Annotated in this window: 23 protein-coding genes; 1 reads left to right on the top strand and 22 read right to left on the bottom strand. The window is 57.4% G+C overall.

Annotated elements, in window-relative coordinates:
- Positions 1-55: 55 nt before the first annotated feature.
- The 3 genes from ACFO1S_RS21370 to ACFO1S_RS21360 are packed head-to-tail and all read right to left on the bottom strand — an operon-like array spanning position 56 to position 943.
- Entirely contained in the window at positions 56-496 is a 441-nt protein-coding gene (locus tag ACFO1S_RS21370) for a DUF86 domain-containing protein (RefSeq protein ID WP_204605548.1), read from the bottom strand.
- A gap of 17 nt (positions 497-513) precedes the next feature.
- Positions 514-651 carry a hypothetical protein gene (locus ACFO1S_RS21365; protein WP_204605549.1) on the bottom strand — a complete coding sequence of 46 codons (138 nt, stop codon included), beginning with the start codon at positions 649-651 and terminating at the stop codon, positions 514-516.
- 4 nt (positions 652-655) lie between these two features.
- Positions 656-943: a Dabb family protein gene (locus ACFO1S_RS21360; RefSeq protein WP_204605550.1), complete on the bottom strand. Its 288-nt coding sequence runs from the start codon at positions 941-943 to the stop codon at positions 656-658.
- 85 nt (positions 944-1,028) lie between these two features.
- Between ACFO1S_RS21360 and ACFO1S_RS21355 the strand changes: the two genes are divergently transcribed.
- Positions 1,029-1,283, top strand: coding sequence for a hypothetical protein (locus tag ACFO1S_RS21355; protein ID WP_204605551.1), 255 nt, complete (start codon positions 1,029-1,031; stop codon positions 1,281-1,283).
- Between the two features lie 55 nt (positions 1,284-1,338).
- Here the strand turns inward: ACFO1S_RS21355 and ACFO1S_RS21350 are convergent, their stop codons facing one another.
- The 19 genes from ACFO1S_RS21350 to ACFO1S_RS21260 form a co-directional block, all read right to left on the bottom strand.
- On the bottom strand, positions 1,339-1,713 hold the full coding sequence (locus ACFO1S_RS21350; RefSeq protein WP_204605552.1) for a cupredoxin domain-containing protein: 375 nt from the start codon (positions 1,711-1,713) through the stop codon (positions 1,339-1,341).
- Between the two features lie 147 nt (positions 1,714-1,860).
- The gene (locus tag ACFO1S_RS21345) at positions 1,861-3,285 is read right to left on the bottom strand and encodes an NAD-dependent malic enzyme (RefSeq protein ID WP_204605553.1); all 1,425 of its coding nucleotides are present in this window, start codon (positions 3,283-3,285) and stop codon (positions 1,861-1,863) included.
- A gap of 119 nt (positions 3,286-3,404) precedes the next feature.
- The gene (locus ACFO1S_RS21340) at positions 3,405-3,848 is read right to left on the bottom strand and encodes a phage holin family protein (RefSeq protein ID WP_204605554.1); all 444 of its coding nucleotides are present in this window, start codon (positions 3,846-3,848) and stop codon (positions 3,405-3,407) included.
- Between the two features lie 172 nt (positions 3,849-4,020).
- Complete coding sequence (locus ACFO1S_RS21335; RefSeq protein ID WP_204605555.1) at positions 4,021-5,475, bottom strand: ABC transporter substrate-binding protein; 1,455 nt, start codon at positions 5,473-5,475, stop codon at positions 4,021-4,023.
- Positions 5,476-5,598: 123 nt separating this feature from the next.
- The gene (locus ACFO1S_RS21330) at positions 5,599-6,471 is read right to left on the bottom strand and encodes a carbohydrate ABC transporter permease (RefSeq protein ID WP_204605556.1); all 873 of its coding nucleotides are present in this window, start codon (positions 6,469-6,471) and stop codon (positions 5,599-5,601) included.
- Positions 6,472-6,473: 2 nt separating this feature from the next.
- Positions 6,474-7,391 carry a carbohydrate ABC transporter permease gene (locus ACFO1S_RS21325; RefSeq protein ID WP_378127522.1) on the bottom strand — a complete coding sequence of 306 codons (918 nt, stop codon included), beginning with the start codon at positions 7,389-7,391 and terminating at the stop codon, positions 6,474-6,476.
- 103 nt (positions 7,392-7,494) lie between these two features.
- On the bottom strand, positions 7,495-8,832 hold the full coding sequence (locus ACFO1S_RS21320) for a response regulator transcription factor (protein WP_204605557.1): 1,338 nt from the start codon (positions 8,830-8,832) through the stop codon (positions 7,495-7,497).
- Between the two features lie 2 nt (positions 8,833-8,834).
- A complete protein-coding gene (locus ACFO1S_RS21315) occupies positions 8,835-10,664 on the bottom strand; it encodes a cache domain-containing sensor histidine kinase (protein WP_204605558.1) in 1,830 nt (609 codons plus the stop codon).
- A 275-nt stretch (positions 10,665-10,939) separates the two neighbouring features.
- The gene (gene thiD, locus ACFO1S_RS21310; protein WP_204605559.1) at positions 10,940-11,770 is read right to left on the bottom strand and encodes a bifunctional hydroxymethylpyrimidine kinase/phosphomethylpyrimidine kinase; all 831 of its coding nucleotides are present in this window, start codon (positions 11,768-11,770) and stop codon (positions 10,940-10,942) included.
- Positions 11,771-11,803: 33 nt separating this feature from the next.
- A complete protein-coding gene (gene thiO, locus ACFO1S_RS21305; RefSeq protein WP_204605560.1) occupies positions 11,804-12,931 on the bottom strand; it encodes a glycine oxidase ThiO in 1,128 nt (375 codons plus the stop codon).
- Positions 12,932-12,958: 27 nt separating this feature from the next.
- On the bottom strand, positions 12,959-13,738 hold the full coding sequence (locus ACFO1S_RS21300) for a thiazole synthase (RefSeq protein ID WP_378127519.1): 780 nt from the start codon (positions 13,736-13,738) through the stop codon (positions 12,959-12,961).
- A 4-nt stretch (positions 13,739-13,742) separates the two neighbouring features.
- Positions 13,743-13,940 (bottom strand): sulfur carrier protein ThiS, encoded by a 198-nt coding sequence (gene thiS / locus ACFO1S_RS21295; RefSeq protein ID WP_378127517.1) that lies wholly within the window; start codon positions 13,938-13,940, stop codon positions 13,743-13,745.
- Positions 13,924-14,568, bottom strand: a complete 645-nt coding sequence (thiE, locus tag ACFO1S_RS21290) for a thiamine phosphate synthase (protein WP_204605561.1) — start codon at positions 14,566-14,568, stop codon at positions 13,924-13,926. The genes thiS and thiE overlap by 17 nt, the downstream gene beginning before the upstream one ends.
- 19 nt (positions 14,569-14,587) lie before the next feature.
- Entirely contained in the window at positions 14,588-15,598 is a 1,011-nt protein-coding gene (locus ACFO1S_RS21285; RefSeq protein WP_204605562.1) for a ThiF family adenylyltransferase, read from the bottom strand.
- Positions 15,599-15,619: 21 nt separating this feature from the next.
- Complete coding sequence (locus ACFO1S_RS21280; RefSeq protein WP_204605598.1) at positions 15,620-16,651, bottom strand: ABC transporter substrate-binding protein; 1,032 nt, start codon at positions 16,649-16,651, stop codon at positions 15,620-15,622.
- 57 nt (positions 16,652-16,708) lie between these two features.
- A complete protein-coding gene (locus tag ACFO1S_RS21275) occupies positions 16,709-17,476 on the bottom strand; it encodes an ABC transporter permease (protein ID WP_204605563.1) in 768 nt (255 codons plus the stop codon).
- Positions 17,466-18,329: an ABC transporter ATP-binding protein gene (locus tag ACFO1S_RS21270; RefSeq protein WP_204605564.1), complete on the bottom strand. Its 864-nt coding sequence runs from the start codon at positions 18,327-18,329 to the stop codon at positions 17,466-17,468. Before ACFO1S_RS21270 ends, ACFO1S_RS21275 begins: the two co-directional genes overlap by 11 nt.
- Entirely contained in the window at positions 18,317-18,988 is a 672-nt protein-coding gene (gene tenA / locus ACFO1S_RS21265) for a thiaminase II (protein WP_204605565.1), read from the bottom strand. Before tenA ends, ACFO1S_RS21270 begins: the two co-directional genes overlap by 13 nt.
- A gap of 77 nt (positions 18,989-19,065) precedes the next feature.
- Positions 19,066-20,352 (bottom strand): acetylornithine deacetylase, encoded by a 1,287-nt coding sequence (locus ACFO1S_RS21260; protein WP_204605566.1) that lies wholly within the window; start codon positions 20,350-20,352, stop codon positions 19,066-19,068.
- Between the last annotated feature and the right edge of the window lie 320 nt (positions 20,353-20,672).

Below are 20,672 nucleotides of genomic sequence, written 5' to 3'. Positions count from 1 at the left end.
TCGAGCCCAAGGGCTCATGCTGAGCCCTGACTCGACCTGTTGGGTCTAACCTCGTTTAGGGTTTATTTCCCGGGAAAACAAGCTCCTTGCTCAAATAGGCGTCTACTTGATCCGAGAAGCCCATAAGCACTCTAGGCAGCTCGGCCGTCAGGGGATGAAGCTCCCGGCGCGGCCACAAGTCGTATTCCTGCACAAGAGTTTTCCTCAGCAGGACAAGCGTCCGCAGCGAGACCGCTACAGGCTCGGAAATAACGCCTTCCTCTGCGATGATATCAATAATATCCTCGTAGCTGCTTGCATCTCTCATAATAAAGCCGTCGATCAGAGCATGTCCGACATCGGTCGCGATTTCTGCGGCCAGATGGAGGGCGCGTTCCTGCGCCAAGCCTTCGGTCAAGCTCCCGGACCAGGACACCGTTGCCGCGGATAGAGCTTGCGCGAGCTCCGGCAGACAGGCAAGCCGGCTGCGGATATAAGGCACATTGACATCGTACATCGGCGTTGACCCCCTTGCTATTTCTTCTTGCTGCGGCCTCTGCGCTTCAGCCATACGATCATCACAATAGCGCTGATCAGAATGAGGATCGTATAGGTCGCCATCTGATACACGTCGCCCATGTTGGCCGGATCTTTCTCCACAAGCGTCAGCATTCGATCAACTCTCGTAATCGACGCTGACCGAAGCTTCGCGGACCAACGTCATATGTTCGATAACTTTCTTGTGCACCGGGTGCACCTGATAGGCTTGCAAGTCATCCATCGAATCGAATTTCGTGACAAGCGCGATATCGTAGGAGCGCTCGGAATGCAGAACGTCCAATCCGACTTCCAGGTGGCGAAGCTCGTCGATTTTACCTTCCATATCCCGCAGAACCTGAGCCGTCCGCTCGATGCTTTCCGGGCTCCGGTCCTTTAATTTGAAAAATACGATGTGAGTGATCATTTTTCCCAATCCTTTCTTAACATGAGGATTTACGGCGTCGCGCATACTACCTTATAAGATTAGCGAAGGGAGCAAGTCGGCGACTATGCGATATCCCATTACCGGAATATGCACGCTCATCGGACTGGCGCTTTGCCTGTTTAACGCAACAGGGTACGATCCGCACAATCTGTTTCTCATGATGTTCAGCGTACCCATGTGGTTCGTCGAAGTGTTTACGGATTTGCACCGCGTCAGCGTCTGGTTTATGTACGCGCTTACGGTGCTCAGCTACGTGCTGATCGGCTATTTGGGCGATCTCGGCGTTGCCCGCACCCGCTCGAGGCGCCGCTCTTCATAAACGAAATCGGGATTATGGTGGAAAAAAGGAGCCCTTGCGGCTCCCTTTCTTTTCCCTACTCCACGATAAGTTTGGATATCATTGTACTGTGGCCTTGTCCGCACATAATGGAACAATGCAGCTCGTAAACGCCCGGCGTATCGAAAGTGATTTCGGTTTCAGGATTGTCTTTGTTCAGCTCAACGTTCAGACCTACGAATTCGACGCCGTGATTGCCCAACGTGTTGGAGTACTTCACCTTATAGTTCGTACCCGCTTTCACCTTGTATTCCGCCTGATCGAATTCAAAATTGGTAGCCTTGATTCTGAGCAGCTCCTGACCCTCAGCAAGCGTTTCCTCTTTCGGCTTCTCGGGCATTGCGGTCGCCAGCAAGTAGACCCCCATTGCGCACGCGATCGTAACCAATGCGGACATAATCCATTTATGCATCGTCTGCTCCCCTGCTTCCTCCAAAATGTCTACCACATATTGTACCTAAAATACGCAATTGAACTCAAGCATTTGTCACAAAAAGTTCCGTTAAAACTTTTGACAAATTCATGAACGGTCCCGAAGAAACCCTTCGTATTTGCCTATTTAATCTAGATTCCGGAAATCGCTGGGCACCTTCCGGGCGATTCCGCTGTTGATCGCTTCCTGAATGACCGCTCTGCGCACCGCCGGAACGACCTTATCGTTGAATACGCTCGGAATGATGTATTCTTCATTCAGCTCTTCCTCCGTCACGATCGAGGCGATCGCGTTGGCCGCCGCCAGCTTCATCGCTTCGTTGATCGCGGAGGCGCGGGCATCCAGGGCGCCGCGAAAGATTCCCGGGAAGGCAAGCACGTTATTCAACTGATTCGGGTAATCCGACCGTCCCGTCGCGTACACCCGCACATGCGCTCCGGCTTCCTCCGGCGAGATTTCCGGCTCCGGATTCGCCATGGCGAATACAATCGGGTCGGCATTCATTTTCCGTACATCCTCTTGCCGCAGCAAGCGGGGACGGGACAAGCCGATGAACACGTCCGCCCCTGCAATGACATCGGACAGGCTTCCTTTCTCATTATCCGGGTTCGTCATTCTGGCGTAATCGTTCCAGGCTTCATTGTCATAGCGTTCGTCCCGATGGATGGCTCCGCACTTGTCCACGCCGACAAGCCGGGTTACGCCCGCAGCGAGCAGCATACGAGAGCAAGCGACGCCTGCGGCTCCGATGCCGCAGACGACGATCTTGATCTCCCCGATCGGCTTGCCGACGATCTTAAGCGCATTCAGCAAGCCCGCCAGAAGGACAACCGCCGTGCCGTGCTGATCGTCGTGAAAGACGGGAATGTCCAAATCCTCCTTCAGCCTGCGTTCGATCTCGAAGCATCTTGGCGAAGAGATGTCCTCCAGATTGATCCCGCCGAACGTAGGAGCCAGCGCCTTGACGATAGAGATAATCTCTTCCGTATCCTTCGTATCCAGACAGATCGGGAAGGCATCGACGCCGGCCAGTTCCTTGAACAGCATCGCCTTTCCTTCCATTACCGGCATCGCGGCATGCGGTCCAATGTCCCCGAGTCCGAGAACCGCCGTGCCGTCCGATACGACGGCTACCGTATTCCTTCGGATGGTCAAGGCGTGCGATTTGCCGACATCCTCGCTTATGGCCATGCACACCTTGGCGACGCCCGGCGTGTACACCCTGGACAGATCGTCCCGATTTTTGATCGGCACCTTGGAGTGGACTTCGATCTTGCCCCCAAGATGCAACAGGAATGTGCGGTCGGATACGTTCACGAGATGAATGCCCTGCATAGCCTTGACCGCGTCTGCAAGCGTTTCCACCACCGCCGGCTCGGAAACGCTTACCGTCAAGTCGCGGATTTCCATTCTGCGACCCGGTTGAATGACGTCGATCGCAACGATATCCCCTCCCTCTCTGCCGATCAAAGAGACGAGCTCCCCGAAAGTCACCATCTGCTTGTTCATCTCTACGCGCAGAATAACGCTCGTGCCGCCTTCCAGTCTCATACGATCCAACCTCTCCCTTTTAAGTTGCCGTTTTATGTATCCATTATAGCCATTGTCCGCCAAAAACAAAAAACCGTCTGCTCGCCGTCTTGCGGACGATAGAGCAACGGTTCCATCTCTTACTCTTCTGATTTTCCTCCTTTCGATGAACGATCCGACTTTTTCGCCTCCTCATCTCCGGCGCGAGCGCGAAGCACCTGCACCATTTGTTTCAGCCGCTCGGGCAGGGGAAGGCCGAGTCGCCCGTAGTTCTCCGTAATGGAGAGAAGCTCGTTGGCGAGGTAGAAGAAGATGGCTCCGCCCATCACGATATCGGACCCCATAAGCACGTCCAACCGATGGGTAATGATGATGACAAGCAATATAAGCCCTTTCTTAAGCAGCCCCCAGAAGCCGATGTTGCTGTTTAAGCCGCTGCCTTCTTTAATCGACGCGGCCACTCCGGTGAAGTAGTCGATCGCCATCAGCACGAGCAGAAACGTAAGCGTCTCATTCCAAATTCCGAAAGCGAATGATACCATAGCCCCGAATATGGCGCATATGACTCCGGCTTGCAGTTGCATAGGCCTTCCTCCCCCAATCTGCCTCATGGGTTACGGAATAGCTTATGCCAAGCTGGACAAGGCGGGAACGGTATTTTCCCTTGGACAACTTCCCTAACGGAAGGCGATGCAACGGTTCAGCTCCGCAGAGAATGCCCTGCGCGAGGCTCGCGCAGGGCATTCCTTGATCCGGCTATTCGACTTTGATCTGGTCGTAGAACTTCTCTTGAACCGATTTGGCCGCGGCGTCCAGCTGCGCCTTCAGGTCCACTTCTTTTTTGGAGAACACCTCTTGAATGACGTTCGTCATCGCCGCGTAATACTCCTGGGTATTGAACTGCGCCTCGGGCTTGCCGTCCAGCAGCGTCATCAGCTCGTTGGCGTATTGGTACACGTTGTCGTATTTGTCGTATACCGCTTTCATCTTCAGGCCGTATTCCGAATCTTGCTTGAAGTACTGAATGACGGGCGGAACGAAATATTTGTTCTCATCCTTGCGGGCTTTAATGTTCGTCTCGATGGACTCCAGACCCTTGTCGGTGAAGTAATCGAACACCGCATACTGGAACGCCGCATATTGCTCTTCCTTCGTCGCATTCGGATTGATGACGAGGAAGTCCCCGCCCAATACGCCGGTATGCTTGCCTCCTGCCGCCGCCGCTGGCATCGGATACACGACCAAATCCTCAGGCTTCATGCCGCCTTGATTCAAGGCTTGATCCAGCGGGCCGTCAGGACCGGCGATGACCATCGCCGTTCTGCCCTGGGCGAACGCTCCCACCGCGTCTCCCCAGCCCAAGGCCCAATCGGCCGGAATGACGCTTGCTTCTTTCAGCTTGCTGTAGAATTCAAGCGCTTTAAGCCCCGCTTCCGAGTTAAACTTCGCGACGACCTTGCCTTCCTCGATCGCCTGTATCTCTCCTCCGGCCTCGAACAGGAAGTTCGTCCAGTTCCATCCGGCTTCATTGCCCTTCCCCATCGGGGCGATGCCGGAGATGCCCTTGCCGGGGGCGGCCACCGCTTTGGCGGTGCTCAGCACATCGTCCCAGGTCCAATCCAGCGGGGGAACGGGCACGCCTTTGTCGTCCAGCATTTTTTTGTTCAAGACCGTACCCACGACATAGCCTTGCTGAGGAATGGCATAGATTTTCCCGTCGATGTTGAATTGATCCAGCAGAATCGGATTCAGTTGATCCTTCTTGTCGTACGCGTTGAACAGCTCGGTAATATCGGCCGCCCAGCCCTTCTCCGCAAGAAACTTGCCTTCGGTCGCGTAAGTGTTGAACAGCGTAGGCGCTTCGTTCGCGCCCATCTTGATTCCGATCTCGTTCGGATTGTACTGCCAGTCGCTCTTCAGGATCTCCACGTTCGGATACACTTCGTTAAAGCGTCTGATTCGGTCGTCTTCCAGCGCGCGCTTCTCGACCAGATCCGGCGTCGGGTAATAAATGCTTATCGTGGCCTTCAGCTGCGACGGGTCGTTGTCCGGCGGCGTTTCGGATGACGGAGAGGTCGCCGGAGAGGCGCTCGGCGAAGCGCTCGGCGAGCTTGCGGAAGGAGAAGCTGTGTTCTCTTTGCTTCCTCCGCAAGCCGCGAGCACCAGACTGAGTATCAGCAAGCTGGCGATAACAGATGAAATCTTGCGCATGGTACGAATCCCCTTTTCATGATTGGTTTGCTTACACGCTCATCATACGGGAAGCGAGTTTCCCAAGGCGATGTGTATTCTTATTTCGATCATGTGCGGAATTACGGTGTGCCGTCGCTGCGCTTACCCTTTCACTCCGCCCATATGCAGGCCGCGTACGATGTATTTCTGGAAGACCAGGAAGACGATGACCGGAGGAAAGGTCACCATCGTGAGCAGAGCGAACCTCAGGTTCAGATCCAGCCGCCTGACGTTGATGACGTACTTATAGATGGCTGTGGCAAGCGGATAGCGCTCGTCGCTGGATAAGATCAGAGACGGCCAATACCAATCGTTCCATGCCGTCGAGAAGACGAAGATGCCTAGCGTCGCGAAGATGGGCACGGACAGCGGGAAGGCAATCTGGAAAAACAGCCTCGGCTCGGAGGCCCCGTCTATGCGCCCGGACTCGAACATCTCCATATGGATGCTGTCGAAGAAGGTCTTAAGCAGCAGCAGGAAAAACGCATTCGCCCCCGCAGGCAGCCATAACGCCCAGAACGTGTTCATCAGTCCGAGGTCCCGCAGGTTTACGAAGTTCGGAATGATATAGGTCGTCGGAGGAATGAACAGCGTCAGCAGAAAAAAATACTGGATCGCTTTCTTATAAGGCACGTTCATCCGCGAAAGGCTGAATGCGGCGAAGCCGACGACGAGGACGGTCATCGCCATATTGCCGGCAAAAATGTACAGCGTATTCCTGGCGAATTGCGGCAAGTCGATATAGCTCCACGCTTTCCCGTAATTATCGAAACGCCATTCGCTCGGGAGGAAGGTCGGCGGGAAAGAATTGACCTCGGTGTTCAGCTTCAGCCCGTTGAAAAGGATGACCAGCATCGGGTACAGCATCGAGCCGATCATGACAAGCACGAGGAGCAGCATGAGCCAATAGACCAGCCGCTTTCCCGGCTTCTTCAAGTCGTAATCTGAAACAATGCCTCGTTCCATCGTTTTCATGCCTAGGCCTCCTTCCTGTTGGATATCCGGTACTGAAGGATGGCCAGCAGGCTAAGTACGAGGAACATCAGCACGCCGAGCGCCGAGGCCGTGCCGTAATCCTGCCGGGTAAAGGCATAGCGGATCACGACCAGAGCATACGTAAGCGTTGCGTTGTTCGGTCCGCCGTCCAGCATCGCGAATTGCGATTGGAAGCTCTGGGATGTCGCGATCAGCTGCAGCAGCAGCAGCAGGACGATGGAGCTGCGGATGGCGGGCAGGGTAATGTGACGAATTCGCTTCCATACGCCCGCTCCGTCAATCTCGGCCGCCTCGTACCAATCTCGCGGAATGCCGAGCACCGCCGCCAGATAGATAAGCAGCGCCGAGCCGAAGCTTTGCCAGGTTTCCATAATGACGATGGAGATCATCGACCAGGCTTTGTCCGTCAGGAAGAGTACGGAGTCCAATCCCATTGCGGTGAGTACCCCGTTGATCGGACCTACCGGATCGTACAGCCATCTCCACAGTCCGTACAGCACGACTACCGGCACGACGTACGGCAAATATGCCGCGATGCGCGCGAAGCCTTGAAAGCGCCGCATCTCGGAGATGGCGATGGCGAACAGGATCGGCACCCAGAATCCGATCAAGAGGCAGAGGAGCATGTAGTACAGCGTGTTTCTCACTGCAATGCCCACTTCCGGGTCCTTGAAAATTTTCGCGTAATTGTCCCACCCGACGAAGGTGTCGCCCTTGACAAAATCAATGTGGTAGAAGCTGAAAAGCATCCCTTTGCCGATCGGCATCCACAAAAACGTGAAAAAAACGGCCGCAGCGGGCAGAAGGAACAAGTACCCCCACAGATGCTTCCTCCACCTGGAGGGCGATCGCCCGGGCGAAATGTCCGGCTTGTACGGAACGGTTGTCGATTGGCTCACTGAGTGTCCCTCATTCCTGCTTCGAGTTTCTATCAATCCCTTTCATTGTAGAAAAAGGAGGCGAGGGTGCACATGTGCGTATCTATGGCGATCATAGGCGATTTTACTTCTTCATTTCACTCGGGCTCATCCCGAAATACTTTTTGAAAATTTTGCTGAAATGCTCCGGAGATTCGTACCCGACCTGTTCGGAGATTTCGTAACGGCGCAGATCGGTCGTCAGGAGCAATCTCTTGCTCTCCTCCATGCGAAGCTTGATGACATACTCCCAGAGATTGGTGCCCGTATATTTCTTGAACAGGTAACTGAGATAGTTGGGGCTGACATGGTTTCTCTGCGCGACTTCGTTCAGGGTAAGACCCTTCTGCGCGTAGTTGGCCAGCACATATTCCCGAGCCTTCTCGACGATCAGATTGTTCTGCGCGGCCAGATCCTCTTCCGTCGGGTCCTCGCTCATCCGCTCCCATTTGAAGTCGCCGAAGAAGAAGACATGGTGGTCTTGATGCTCGCGATTCCAGAAGATCGCCTTGTTGACCTGATGATTCAGCTCGGGCAAGAACTCCCGTCCCCGCAGAATCTGGCTGATTCCGACCACGCACTGATGGCCGAGGTATTTGGAAATATTGAAATGCAGACTGCGTCCCAGCATCTCCAGCTGGTTGATCGCGTTCGAGCCGGAGCTTCCGTACGCCGCTTCGTCCCATTGCAGAATCACGCCGATGTCCCGCTTCGCGGAGTAAAAGGATTGATGATTCCAGTCCTTGTCGAGCAGCTCGCTGACGATGTTCAGCACCGCGTATTGCAGCAGCACGGCGTCCTTGTCCGCAATTGCCGCCGTCTGTCCTTCATTCTGAATGCCCAGCCTGACCTTGATCATCGCGAAATAAGGGCCGCTCAGCTCCACGCGATGCTCGCGCGCCAGAGAGGCTAGCTCCGTATCGGGCTCCTGAACGGCGACGGAATCGCTGACGATCCGGTTCAGCAGCTCCATGCGCCGGGGCTCCGGCTGCTCCAGACGAAAATGCTCGCGCAGGTCGGAGAACAATTCCGCCTGGGTCTGCGCCGGACGGTCCATATGCAGCAGCACGTGCCGCACCGAATGAAGCAGCTGCTCGCTGTTGATCGGCTTGATCAAGTAATCCCGCGCGCCTAGCCGCATGGCGAGCTGGGCGTATTGAAACGTCTCGTGAGCGGAGATGACGATCACTTCAACCCATGGCTTGACGATTCTCGCTTGCTGCATCAGCTCTATGCCGCTCATGGCGCCCATCTGAATGTCGGTTATAAGCAGATCGATCGATTCCATCTTCAAATAATCCAGCGCCTCGTAACCGGTATACGCGGTATAGATCTGTTGGATGTTCAGGCCGGAGGACTCCAGCAAGCCGGCCAATCCCCGGCAGATGAGCGGCTCATCGTCCGCGATTAGAATATTGTACATGCTTATTCCCCCTGCTTCGCATCGTCCGCCTCGGCGGCGCGCTTCGGAATGACGACTATGACCCGCGTGCCTTCCGGCGTCCGGGCTTCGTAGCGAAGGCCGAAATCGCTGCCGAAATGCAGTTGAATCCGCTTATGAACGTTGCGGATGCCATAGCCCGAGCCGGCTTCAGGGTCGCTGTCCTCAAGAAGCCGATTAATATCCGCAATATCTGCCGGCTTATAGCCATTGTCCTCGACCGTCAGTTGGACGCAGCCTTCATCTCCGCTGGCGGAGACGAGAATCTCCCCGTCCTCCCCCATATTGATGACTCCATGAATAATGGCATTCTCGATAAGCGGCTGCAGCGTGATTTTGGGAATGAGGCAGGAAAGGACGTCCTCTCCGATGTCCCAGCGAATCATATAGCCGTACTCGTAGCGTTTGTGCTGGAGGCTCGCATAGGCCTTGGCGTGTTCAAGCTCTTCCTCGATGGTGATCAGCTCTCTGCCTCGGCTTAAGCTGATGCGCATCAGCTTGGAGAGATCCTTGATCATCTCGGCCGAGCCCGAATGGCCTTCCAGCGAGCTTTTCCAATAAATGCTTTCCAGCGTATTATAGAGCAGATGCGGATTGATCTGTTGATAGAGAAGCTGCAGCTGGGACTCCTTCTGCTTGATCTCCAGCGAATATTGCTCATGAATCATAGCGTTGATGCGATTCGCCATATTGTGCACGGAGTAGATCAATACGCCGACCTCGTCGTTGCGGTCTCTGGTCCGCACGTCGGACAGCGGCTTGCCCGGCTCATGCGAGCGGGCGAACATCGCAAGCTTCCTCAGCGGACTCATCAGCGATCTCCAGAAATAAGCCATGACGATAATCGCAAACACCGAATAGACGATTGAGATGGTCTGAATGACCCGCTTCAAGGCGTTCTGCTGCTGAAGCAGCGAATGCGTCGGGATCGTATAGACCAGCTTCTGCTGAAGCGCGTGCTTGGTATGGACCACATAGATCGAATCCTCGGTTACGGCGCTGAGCGTCGCTTCCATCGCCTCGTCGGTGACAAGTCCCTTCGGAAACTTGAACTTCTCTCCCATTCTGGAGGTCGTAGAGGCGAGAATACGGTCGGACCAGTCCGTCAAATAAAACTCCCCGCCCTCCGGCAGCGCAACGGTGTCGAACGCTTCCTCGACTTTCTTCTCGATCTTCGTGGCCATCAGCACGCCGACGAAGCTGCGGCCGTTCGTAATGCTGTTCACCCTGCGCAGATAGGTCAGCGTCTTCTGATCCCCCTTCGGGCCAAAATTGTCGATGAGCGCGAGCACGCCCTTGCCCTTCGCCTCCAGCGCCTTCTCCAGCCATGGCGTCATCGTCTCGGCGGAGTAGAAGAACACCGAGGCGGCGTCATTGCGGCGATTGATGTTGGGGATCGACGGCGCGAAGGAATAGTTGTTCTCGGGATCGTGCACGAACAGGAAATAATAGATCGCCTCGCCGCCCTGAAGCCCGATCGTGTGGCTGCCGAGCAGCGTGTTCATCTCCCGATACTTGACGACGCGCTCGAACTCGGTCTCCTTCGTTCCGCTGATCATGCTCTGCGTTTTGGCATTTTGAATAATCGTCGTCATCATCCGGCTGATTGCATCGATGTCGCGGTTAATAAGAAAATGATTCTGTTTGTTCAGCTCCTCGTAGGCGCTGGTCACCTGTCTCTTGAGAATGTCCTCCGCCTTCGTGTTCGCATACCAGTTCAACAGGAATACGGGACTGACCAGAATCAGGAACAGCAGAATCAGCTGCTGCCGGACATTCATTCTCGTTAACGGATTGGTTAATCTTGCGCGCATTCCAATCTCTCCCTAAGAAAGCTTGACACCCTATTATGACATGCAACCCGCCGATTTGGGCAGAACGCCTTCTTATTCCCGTATGAGCGCGCCTGATTTCCGTAGAATTGCACCTGTCCCGCATTGCTATCCGACTTCCCGTTTATAATCGTTCAAAAAAACCGTCAGGCTGCCCTGACGGTTCGTGAATGCGTTACGTATAGGAGGGATCGGGGCTACTGCCCGCTTCGCCGAGCCTGCGGCAAAGCGGACAAGCCGCCTTCCGCCCTGTCTCGCTAATCGGCAACTGCGGCAAAGCGGGAACGATACGCCCAATGATTCGTCGGGCCGAAGCCCGAGCCGATCAGAATGCCGTCTTCAATGGCGCATTGAATGAAATCCTTCGCCTTCCGCAGCGCCGACTCCGTGTCTAGTCCTTCCGCAAGTCCGGCGGTTAATGCCGCCGAGAAGGTGCAGCCGGTGCCGTGCGTATTGGAGGTGGCCACCCTTCGGCCCGACAGCTCGGTAAAGCCGCCGCCGTCGAAGAGCAGATCCACGGCTTCCTCGCCGGAGTCATGCCCCCCCTTCACGATGACGCAGCGCGCTCCGAATCCGGCGAGTCGTCTCGCCGCTTCGCGCTTGTCATGCGCGCTAGCGATCCTCATTCCCGTCAGCTTCTCCGCCTCGGGGATGTTCGGGGTCACAACCAGCGTAAGCGGCAGCAGCTTCTCCGTTAACGCCCGTATCGCGTCCTGCCGCAGCAATTCGGCTCCGCCCTTAGCGATCATCACCGGATCGACGACAACGCGGGTCCAGCCGAAGCTGCGAATCTCATCCGCAACGGCGCGGATGATGTCCCCGCTGAACAGCATGCCGGTCTTGAGCGCATCGACGCCGATGTCGCTGCCCACCGAACGAATCTGCTGCACGACCGCTTCCACGCTCAGGGGATATACCGCCTGCACTCCTATCGTATTCTGCGCCGTAATGGCGGTCAAAGCCGAGGTTCCGTAAACCCCCAGCTCCTGAAAAGTCTTCAGATCCGCCTGAATGCCGGCGCCGCCTCCGCTGTCCGAGCCCGCAATCGTCAGCGCCCGGGCCGCCGGCCTCCTTGGTTTATCGGACACGGTCCCCTCAACTCCTTCATGTTTGGTATGCAGCTATGCTCCGAATCGCTCCGGCGCGAATGCCCGCAGCCGCTCCGTGCTGACTTTTCCCTCTACGCAATCGGCTGCCAGCTTGGCCGTCGCCGGGCTGAGCAGAATCCCGTTGCGATAATGCCCAGTCGCGAAAAAAATGCGATCCGATCGGCTTAACGGTCCGATTAACGGATATCCGTCCTGCGTGGACGGACGCAAGCCGGCCCATCGGTGAAAGGGCGTCCGCTCCTCCAGAAACGGGAACACCGCCTTGTTCCACTTGCGCAGACGGTCGATCCCCCTGTCCGTTACGGAGGTGTCGAAGCCCGCTACGTCTTCTGACGCTCCGCATACCAGGCTCGCATTTTCCTTCGCCACCAGATAGCCTTGGCTGCTGAAAACCATATGGCGTACGGAGCGAACGCCGGTTTCCGCGTAATCCGTCTCGTAGGCGCAAATCTGCCCGCGAATCGGATAGACGGGCACTCGAATCCCGAACGTCTCGGCCAGTTCGCCCGCCCATGCGCCCGAACAAACCAGCAGACCATCCCCTTCGAACAGGCGTCCCTCCGCCGAGCGAAGCGCCAGACCGTCGCGCCACTCCTCCACCGTCACCCGCCCCAGTCTCTCCTCGATCCGCACGCCGATATTGCGACAGGCTTGCTCCAGCGCTCGGACATAATGCGGCGAATAGAGATGGCTTTCCTCCGGCGTATGAAGCGCCGCCTTTACCTTGGCGGACAGAAGCGGCTCCGCGCGGCGCAGCGCTTCCCCCTCCAGAATGACGCCGGAAGCGCCGAACTGCCGCTGCCATAGCTGCCTGCCCTGCAGCCCCAGCAAGTCCGCGTCATGATATGCCACATACAAACTGCCGGAATTCGTGTATTCAAAGGTCAGGCCGGAGCTCCGTTTAATCTCCGCCTGCCAGTCGGGGTATAGCCGCAGGCTCTCCAGACACAATCGAAAAAAATCGTCCGGCCCTTCCGTATTCTCGGAATAGGGAGCCAGCATGCCTGCCGCGGCGCCGGATGCCTGTCCGCCGCAGACGACCCTTTCCAGAACCGTAACCGCATGTCCTCGCCTTCCGAGCTCATAAGCGCAGGACAAGCCGATGACCCCGCCGCCCAGAACCAGTACGCGCTCTTTCATTCCGCTTCCTTCTTTCTCTGTCGCCCGTCAAGTCAGCTTGAACTGCTCCAGCCCGCTGCTCGCCGTCGCATATCGTTTCTTGGCAATTCTTCCGGACAGATAGGAGAGGCGTCCCGCTTCAATCGCGAGCTTCATCGCTAGCGCCATTCCGGCCGGGTCCTTGGCCTTGGCCACGGGAGTGTTCATGAGCACGCCGGATACCCCGAGCTCCATCGCTTGAACGACATCTCCCGCCGAGCCCAGACCGGCGTCCACGATGATCGGCACACGGGCTTCTTCGACGATCAGCCCCAGATTGTAAGGGTTAAGCAGGCCTAACCCGGTTCCGATCGGCGCGGCGCCGGGCATCACCGCCGCCGCTCCCGCCTCCTCCAGCCGCTTGCACACGACGGGATCGTCGGATGTATAAGGCAGCACTGTGAAGCCTTCTCTCACCAGCGCTTCCGTCGCCTTAAGCGTCTCGATCGGATCCGGCAGCAGCGTACGCTCGTTCGCGCTGATCTCGACCTTGATCCAGTCGCTTAGCCCCGACGCGCGAGCCAGCCTGGCGATTCGGATCGCCTCCTCCGCCGTCTTCGCGCCCGAAGTATTCGGCAGGTAAAGATAGCTGTCCTGCTGCAGATGCTGCAGAATCGAGTCATCCTCGGTCGCCTCCAGATTAATTCTCCGAATCGCGAAGGTCAGCACCTCGGCTCCCGACGCCTGGATTGCCTCTCTCTGCACGTACGGATTGGGAAATAGTCCGGTCCCGATAAAAAAGCGGGAATTCAAGCTGCGATCGCCGATTTTCAGCATATCCGTTGCCATAAGCTCAGCCTCCCCCCACAAAATGCACAAGCTCAATTCTCATGCTCGGCTGAACGGCCGTACTCGCCCATTGCTCGGACGCAATCACCTGGCCGTCCGCCTCGACCATAACCGGCTTGCCTGTCAGCTCGTAATGCTCGACTAACTCCAGAATCGTTCCAACCTCAAGCGTCTGCATGCGACCGTTAACGATGAGTTCCAAGATGCGCGCCCCCTTGCTCCAGCTTGCGAATAAAAGCCTGACAAACGCCGCGCACGTCCGCGCTGCCTACGATTTCGCTTACCGCGCATATTCGCGTTGCGCCTGCCCGAATAACCTCGTCCACGTTGTGAAGCTTGATTCCTCCAATCGCCACGAAGGGAATCCGTATCGTCTCCGCCACTTCCCTTACGTAAGATACGGTCACGGGATCGACGACATCGGCCTTGGTCTTCGTCGGGAAGACGGGACCGACGCCGATATAATCCGCCCCTTGCTGCTCAGCCAGAATCGCTTCTCCGATGGCATGCGTAGAGATTCCGATGATCTTGTCGCCGACGCGTTTCCTCGCCTCGACGAGCGGCACATCGTTCTGTCCGAGGTGAACGCCGTCGGCATCCACCTCCAGCGCAATGTCGATATGATCGTTCACGATGAAGGTAACGCCGTGCTTGCGAGTCAGCTCGCGCAACGCCTTCGCCTTGCGAAGCAGCTCCTCTCTGGCGCTCGTCTTGTCCCGCAATTGAATCCAATCGACTCCGCCTGCTATCGCCTCGGTCATGACCTCGATCAAGTCGCGGCCCGGATGGAAATTCTCGCCCGTAATGGCGTACAACCGAAAATCCTTCATACACAGCGGCCTCCTTTATTTATAATCCGATATATCTCGCATACAACGTTCTCGCCCGTGCGAAGTCCTCCGTCCCCTGCACCAGCACGCGGCCGTCCGGGAACAGCACGAGCCGTTCTCCTTCCGGCAGCTCCGCCCGCAGCAGATACGCATTCGCTTTGACCTTGGCCACAGACTCAAGCCGGCTTCTCCAGCGCTCCAGATCAAGCGTTCCCGAGCCGGCAATTTGAACCGTACCGCGCCCGCACAGCGACAGCATGGAGGTCTGCTCCCCGGGATCAAGCGCGGGATACTGCTTAAGCTGGCAGCAAGGACAATCCTTCGTCGGCTTGATCAGCTTCATCTCGAAATAATGATTGTCCCACAGATCGAACGTAACCAGCGTATTCCGCCGTTCATCGGAGGCGCCTACAAGATACTTCAGCGCTTCGACGGACTGATAGGAGGCGACGATATCGACAGCAGGAGCAAGGACCCCGATCATGTCGCACGTTTGCCCGCCCGCATCCGCGGCCGGAATAAAGCAGCGCAAGCACGGCGTGACTCCCGGCACGAGTATGGCGCTCATCCCCCGCGAGCTGACCGCGCCCCCATAGGCGAACGGAATGCCAAGTCGGAAGCAGGCATCGTTAAGCAAATATCTGGTTTGAAAATTGTCCGTTCCGTCCAGAACGAGATCCATGTCCTGAAGCAAATCTTCTATATTAAGTGCAGTAACATCGGCGACAATCGCCTCAAGCCGAACCTCCGAGTTTATCCGGCGAAGCTTGCGTTCCGCCGCGATTGCCTTCGGATAGCCGCTAGCAACATCGTCCTCGTCGAAGAGCATCTGCCGCTGCAGGTTGCTCAGCTCGACATAATCCCGGTCAACGAAGCTCACCCTTCCTATTCCCGCCCGCACCATATGGCTTGCAAGCACCGTTCCCAGCGCTCCCATGCCCACGATGCACACCGCGCTGTCCTTCAGCTTGCGCTGTCCGGCTTCGCCGATCGGCGCAAAGCGCATCTGCCTTGAGTACCTTTCCTCCATCCGCAGAACTCCCTCCACCCTTTACAGATTCCGGAAAGCCATCTTCGCGTCCACCTCTGCGGACAGCTGTCCGTGCTGCTTCAGCCATTCGATTACTGCTGTCCACGATTCCTCCGACTGGTAGCCGAAGGCCTCCGAGCCCGCATCCATCAACGGCAGCAGCGTGTCCAGGCTCGCCTTCTCAATCTCGGAGTCTAGCGGAAAATCCGAGCTTTGCTTATCCAGCAACACCTGCAGGGCTTCCGCCGGATGCTGCTCCGTATATTGCTGCCCCTTGGCTGCGGCTTCAATAAACTTCTTGATCGCCTCGCCTTTCCCTGCAATCCCTTCTTCGCTGGCCGCCAGCACCAGCTCGTAATAATCCGGCACTCCGTATTCGGAGGGGTCGAACGTGACCAGCTTGACGCCTTCCTTCTCCAGAAGCAGCTTCTCGTGATTGACGTAGCCGCCGATAATGGCATCCACCCGGCCCGTCGTCATGGCCGGAATAAGGTCCCAGCCAATGTCCACATAGTTCAGCTTGGACGGCTCCCCCCCGTCTGCGGCGACCATCGTATTCACGATCGCCTCGTCGAGCGGAATGGACGGGTAGCCGATTTTTTTGCCCGCCAGATCCTTCGGATTGGATATGTCCGACGAAGCCAGCGCGAACAACCGATTAAGCGGATGACGAACGATCGCCGCGACCGACACAATCGGAATTTCCTCCGCGCGGGAGATGGCAATCTGCATCTGGTAGCTGAGCGCAAGATCGGCTTTGCCCGTCGCCACCAGCTTGATCGCGTCATTCGTGTCCGCGGGCGTCCTCAGGTTGACCTTTAGGCCGGCCTCCTTGAAGTAGCCTTGCTCCTCCGCCGCGAACAGGAAGGAATGCACCGCATTCGGGTACCAATCCAGCAGCACGGTCAGCTCCGTCGGCTCAGCCGCTTGCGCCTCCTTGCCCTTGTCCTTGTCTTTGTCCGCGGAGCACCCGGTTAAAGCAAGCAAGGCGAGAACCAGAAGCACCGATACTGTATACGCCCCTATCCGCGCTCGACAACCGCGTAATCCCATCCCATTCATTCAACCTTCCCCTTTTCTCTGATCTGCAATTTTGTTGTCCAGCTAGAATCACGGCTTCCTAGAACGAGGTGCGCGGCCGGCCAATGCCGCGCTTTCTGCCCAACGGGCGGCCAGAAACAAGATTATTCCCATCGCGGACAGCAGCAGCACCCCGGAGAAAACCGCCTCGCCCCGGAGCATATTGGAAGCTCTTTTCGTATAGACGCCAAGTCCCGTTTCTCCGCCAAGCCATTCCCCTAGCGTCGCGCCCCCGACGCTGATCGTGGCCGCCATTTTCAGACCGGTGAAGAAGCCGGGCAGCGCGGAGGGCAGCTTCCATTTGAGGAACATCTCCCGCCGCCGGGCTCCCATCGTCCGCATCAGCTCTCCGATCTCGGGATCGGCCGAACGGAAGCCGTCCGCCGTATTCACCGCAATCGGGAAGAAGGTGAATAGGACGACGACCGCCACCTTGCTCCAAATCTCATAGCCGAACCACATCACCATAATCGGCGACAGCGCGATAATCGGAATCGTCTGCGAGGCGACGACCAGCGGATAGATCGTTCTTCGGGCCAGCCCCGAGCTCTCGATCCAGACGGCGGCCAGCGTGCCGCATAGCACCGAGAGGGCCAGTCCAAGCAGCGCCTCGCCAAGCGTGACCCCGAAGTGCTTGACCAGAAGCGCGCGGTTGTCCGCCATGGAGGCCAGCACGTCCGACAGTCTTGGAACGATATAATGCGGAATGGCGAACGCGCGAGCGGCCGCTTCCCAGCCTGCAGCGAGCAGCGCCAGGAAGATCAGTACCGGAACGGCGGACATCGCCCTATGCTTCATGGCTCAGCCCTCCCCTTGCGCCGGTACCCCGGTCAAGCAGCTTCAGCACCCGCCGCTTCAGGTCAACGAAGCTTCCTTCCAGCACGTCTTCGTAGACGCGGGGACGAGGCGGGCTCACCGCTACCTCGCGCAAGGACGCAACCGGGGCCGTCGCCGCCAGAAACACCCGATCGGACAGGAGCAGGGCTTCGTCTACATCATGAGTGATGAACAAGACAGTTTTACGATTCTGCTCCCATATTCGCAGCAGCCACTCCTGCATGGCGACCCGCGTCATCGCATCCAATGCGCTGAAGGGCTCGTCGAGCAGCAGCACGTCGCCGCCGCCGAGCAGCGTCCGCATGAAAGATATCCGTTGCCTCATGCCCCCTGACAGCTCGTGGACGCGCATGGAGCCCTTCCCTTCCAAGCCGAACGAAGGCAGCAATTCCTCCACGCGCCGCCTCGCTTCCCGCTTCGATACGCCCGACAGCTCCAGTCCGAGAGCGGCGTTGTCCGCCACCGATCGCCACGGCATCAGACAGTCCCTCTGCGGCATGTAACCGAGCTTGCCGGGCTTCGCCTTGGCCTCCGCTTCCTCCTCATGCGGGCTGCCATAGACGGCAATCGTGCCCGCCTGGGGCTTGAGCAGCCCGGCCAACAGCCGGAACAAGGTCGTCTTCCCCATTCCGCTGGGCATGACGAAGGAGGCGAACTCTCCCTGCGCGATATCGAAGCTGAGCGATTGGAACAAGGGCGACGCTTCGTCGAAGCCGTAGGTCAGCCCGCGAACCGACAGCGCAATCTCCTGGCTCGCGGCACTGCCGAGAGGCTCCGTCGGGCTTGTCGTCCCGACGCCGTTCATACCGGCCATTCTTCTTCCTTCCAGGCCATATCCCAGAAGAGATACTCGAACTTCGAAGCGACCACGAAGCGCTCCTCCAGCACGGCAAGCTCCCGCTCCGGAAGCCCTTCGGCCAGTTCATTCATCAGCCCGATGCACCAATCGGTCAGCTCGCCGAACTCCTCGGACGCGTACATCAGAATCCACTCCCGATATAACGGGTGATCGAGCGCGCCAGGCGCTTGCGCGAATTCGCGGCCGATTTCCCTGTAGCTCCACATGCAGGGGAGCAGCGCCGCTACCCCTTCGGCCAGAGAGCCGTGAACGGCGGCTTCCAGCATGTACTTCGTGTAGGCTGCGGTCGTCGGAGCCGGAACGGTTGCCTCCAGCTCGGAGCGGTCAACCTCGAATCGCTCCGCATATCGGCGGTGCAGCTCCATCTCGACATTCAAGGTCGAGTGAAACAGCTCGGCGAACTTGCCCATCGTCTCCACATCGCGCGCTTTCGTTCCCCCGATGGCGAACATCTTGGCATAATCGATCAGGTAGACGTAATCCTGCCGCAAATAAAACATAAAGCGCCTCGGATCGAGCGTGCCGTCTCTCAGTCCGACCAGAAAAGGATGACGGTGGCTCTTCCCCCAAATCTCTCGCACGGATTCATATAATCGATCGGTAAAACGACTCATTCGAACAGCCTCCCCAGCTCGTTATTCACTCTCTCGCATCAAAGCCGCATGCCCGTGCTTTTCTCCAGCTTGCAGGGTTAAACCCTGCCCTTGGGCCGGTTGCACCAGTCCGCGATAAATCCGATCATGACCTTGACGAAATCGACAAGCTCCTTCACTTCCGCGCTCTCGTCCACGGCGTGGGCCTGCTCCAGCCGCCCCGGACCGTATATAACGGTTGGAATGCCTGCGCGTCCGAGCCACCCCGCATCGGTCACGGATGGGCTCATTCCGACCTCCGGGGCGGCTCCAAACGCTTCCGCATGAGCCGCTCGCAAAGCGTGAAACCCGGCATTCTCCGGATCAAGCCGCAAAGCGGGAAAGATCTCTCCCCGCTCCTCCAGCATGGATCTTCCGCCCCAGCGGAAGGCGGGCGGATGCTCGCGCAGCCACGGATCGGCTTGCGCAACCCGAAGCAAATGCTCCTCGATCTCTGCCGTAACGGATTCATAGTCCTCGTCGGGATAGAAATGGACGGTAATCCATAACGCGCAATGATCCGCGACAAATGCCGCATGGCGACCGCCTTCAATGACGGCCGGATTGATCGTGTTCGAGCCCGGCGCGAAGCCCGGATACGATTTGGTCACCGCCCAGTGCCGCTCCAGCTCCTGAAGCCCCGCAATCAGCTTCGTCATTTTCTCGATAGCGCTCGCTCCATGGACGCCCCCGCCGGCATGAAGCATTCGGCTTCTCATCCCGTCGTGATACGTGACCGGGCTTTGAACCGTCACCCACCCCGTAATGACGCCGCCCTGCCCTTGAATGGCTAGAGCGCTCGTATCGGCCACAACGGCGAAATCCGCGTCGCAGCCCCGCTCGACGCAGGCGCGTGTTCCCGCCTCGCCCGCTTCCTCGCCTATGACGGATTGAAACAACAGATCGCCCTTAAGCTCTACTCCGGCTTCCTCCAGCAGTTGAATGGCGAACAGCATGCCCGCCAAGCCGCCCTTCATGTCCGCAACGCCTCTGCCGTAAGCTCTGCCGTCCGTAAGCGTAAGCCGGAACGGATCGTGCTTCCACTCCCGGTCGTCGCCGACCTCGGCCACGTCGATATGCCCATTAAGCAGCAGGCTTAGATGAGCATCGCTTGCCGTTCCTCGCTTGACGGCCGTAACGTTGGGATCTCCGGGATAGACCTCCCATCGTTCCGTCTCGAAGCCGCAAGCCTTCAAGCGTCCTTCCACGAAGGCCTGCGCCTCTGAGGTGTTGCGCGCGGGAGGACTGACCGTCGGGTACGCAATCAATCGCCCCAGCAGCTCAATCAGCTCATCCTGCCGCTCCTCCGCCATACGTTGTGCCTTAACCTGTTCCTTTTTCACCATAGAATTGGATATAATCCCTCCTTCTGGCTGAATCCAGAGCCGGAGAACAGAAAAAAACCATTCGAGAATACACGAATGGTTACGATTCGATACGTTCTCTACGCCAGCATTACCTGGTTCAGATTAACGGTCAGGAGCATAAGGCTCCTATCTCAGCCGGACTCAATCCAGCCCCCGTAGTCTATTCAGTTAAGCAAACTATACTCGATATCGCATTCCTATGCAACAGACTATTCCATCTTTCTCGGCGTCAATGACCTAACAGGCCGTTCACTGGAGGTTAAGATGAACGGCAAAAAGGCACAAGGGAATCGTTCTCC

Origin of the sequence: Cohnella boryungensis, from assembly GCF_042651945.1 — a bacterium.
Taxonomy (GTDB): Bacteria; Bacillota; Bacilli; order Paenibacillales; family Paenibacillaceae; genus Cohnella; species Cohnella boryungensis.
This window is presented reverse-complemented; position numbering and strand designations above follow the sequence as displayed.

Excerpts from the sequence above, each read along its gene's own strand:
- ACFO1S_RS21370 (WP_204605548.1), bottom strand. The coding sequence starts at position 496 with ATGTACGATGTCAATGTGCCTTATATCCGCAGCCGGCTTGCCTGTCTG.
- ACFO1S_RS21365 (WP_204605549.1), bottom strand. The coding sequence starts at position 651 with ATGCTGACGCTTGTGGAGAAAGATCCGGCCAACATGGGCGACGTGTAT.
- ACFO1S_RS21360 (WP_204605550.1), bottom strand. The coding sequence starts at position 943 with ATGATCACTCACATCGTATTTTTCAAATTAAAGGACCGGAGCCCGGAA.
- ACFO1S_RS21355 (WP_204605551.1), top strand. The coding sequence starts at position 1,029 with ATGCGATATCCCATTACCGGAATATGCACGCTCATCGGACTGGCGCTT.
- ACFO1S_RS21350 (WP_204605552.1), bottom strand. The coding sequence starts at position 1,713 with ATGCATAAATGGATTATGTCCGCATTGGTTACGATCGCGTGCGCAATG.
- ACFO1S_RS21345 (WP_204605553.1), bottom strand. The coding sequence starts at position 3,285 with ATGAGACTGGAAGGCGGCACGAGCGTTATTCTGCGCGTAGAGATGAAC.
- ACFO1S_RS21340 (WP_204605554.1), bottom strand. The coding sequence starts at position 3,848 with ATGCAACTGCAAGCCGGAGTCATATGCGCCATATTCGGGGCTATGGTA.
- ACFO1S_RS21335 (WP_204605555.1), bottom strand. The coding sequence starts at position 5,475 with ATGCGCAAGATTTCATCTGTTATCGCCAGCTTGCTGATACTCAGTCTG.
- ACFO1S_RS21330 (WP_204605556.1), bottom strand. The coding sequence starts at position 6,471 with ATGAAAACGATGGAACGAGGCATTGTTTCAGATTACGACTTGAAGAAG.
- ACFO1S_RS21320 (WP_204605557.1), bottom strand. The coding sequence starts at position 8,832 with ATGTACAATATTCTAATCGCGGACGATGAGCCGCTCATCTGCCGGGGA.
- ACFO1S_RS21315 (WP_204605558.1), bottom strand. The coding sequence starts at position 10,664 with ATGCGCGCAAGATTAACCAATCCGTTAACGAGAATGAATGTCCGGCAG.
- thiO (WP_204605560.1), bottom strand. The coding sequence starts at position 12,931 with ATGAAAGAGCGCGTACTGGTTCTGGGCGGCGGGGTCATCGGCTTGTCC.
- ACFO1S_RS21300 (WP_378127519.1), bottom strand. The coding sequence starts at position 13,738 with ATGGCAACGGATATGCTGAAAATCGGCGATCGCAGCTTGAATTCCCGC.
- thiE (WP_204605561.1), bottom strand. The coding sequence starts at position 14,568 with ATGAAGGATTTTCGGTTGTACGCCATTACGGGCGAGAATTTCCATCCG.
- ACFO1S_RS21285 (WP_204605562.1), bottom strand. The coding sequence starts at position 15,598 with ATGGAGGAAAGGTACTCAAGGCAGATGCGCTTTGCGCCGATCGGCGAA.
- ACFO1S_RS21280 (WP_204605598.1), bottom strand. The coding sequence starts at position 16,651 with ATGGGATTACGCGGTTGTCGAGCGCGGATAGGGGCGTATACAGTATCG.
- ACFO1S_RS21275 (WP_204605563.1), bottom strand. The coding sequence starts at position 17,476 with ATGAAGCATAGGGCGATGTCCGCCGTTCCGGTACTGATCTTCCTGGCG.
- ACFO1S_RS21270 (WP_204605564.1), bottom strand. The coding sequence starts at position 18,329 with ATGGCCGGTATGAACGGCGTCGGGACGACAAGCCCGACGGAGCCTCTC.
- tenA (WP_204605565.1), bottom strand. The coding sequence starts at position 18,988 with ATGAGTCGTTTTACCGATCGATTATATGAATCCGTGCGAGAGATTTGG.
- ACFO1S_RS21260 (WP_204605566.1), bottom strand. The coding sequence starts at position 20,352 with ATGGTGAAAAAGGAACAGGTTAAGGCACAACGTATGGCGGAGGAGCGG.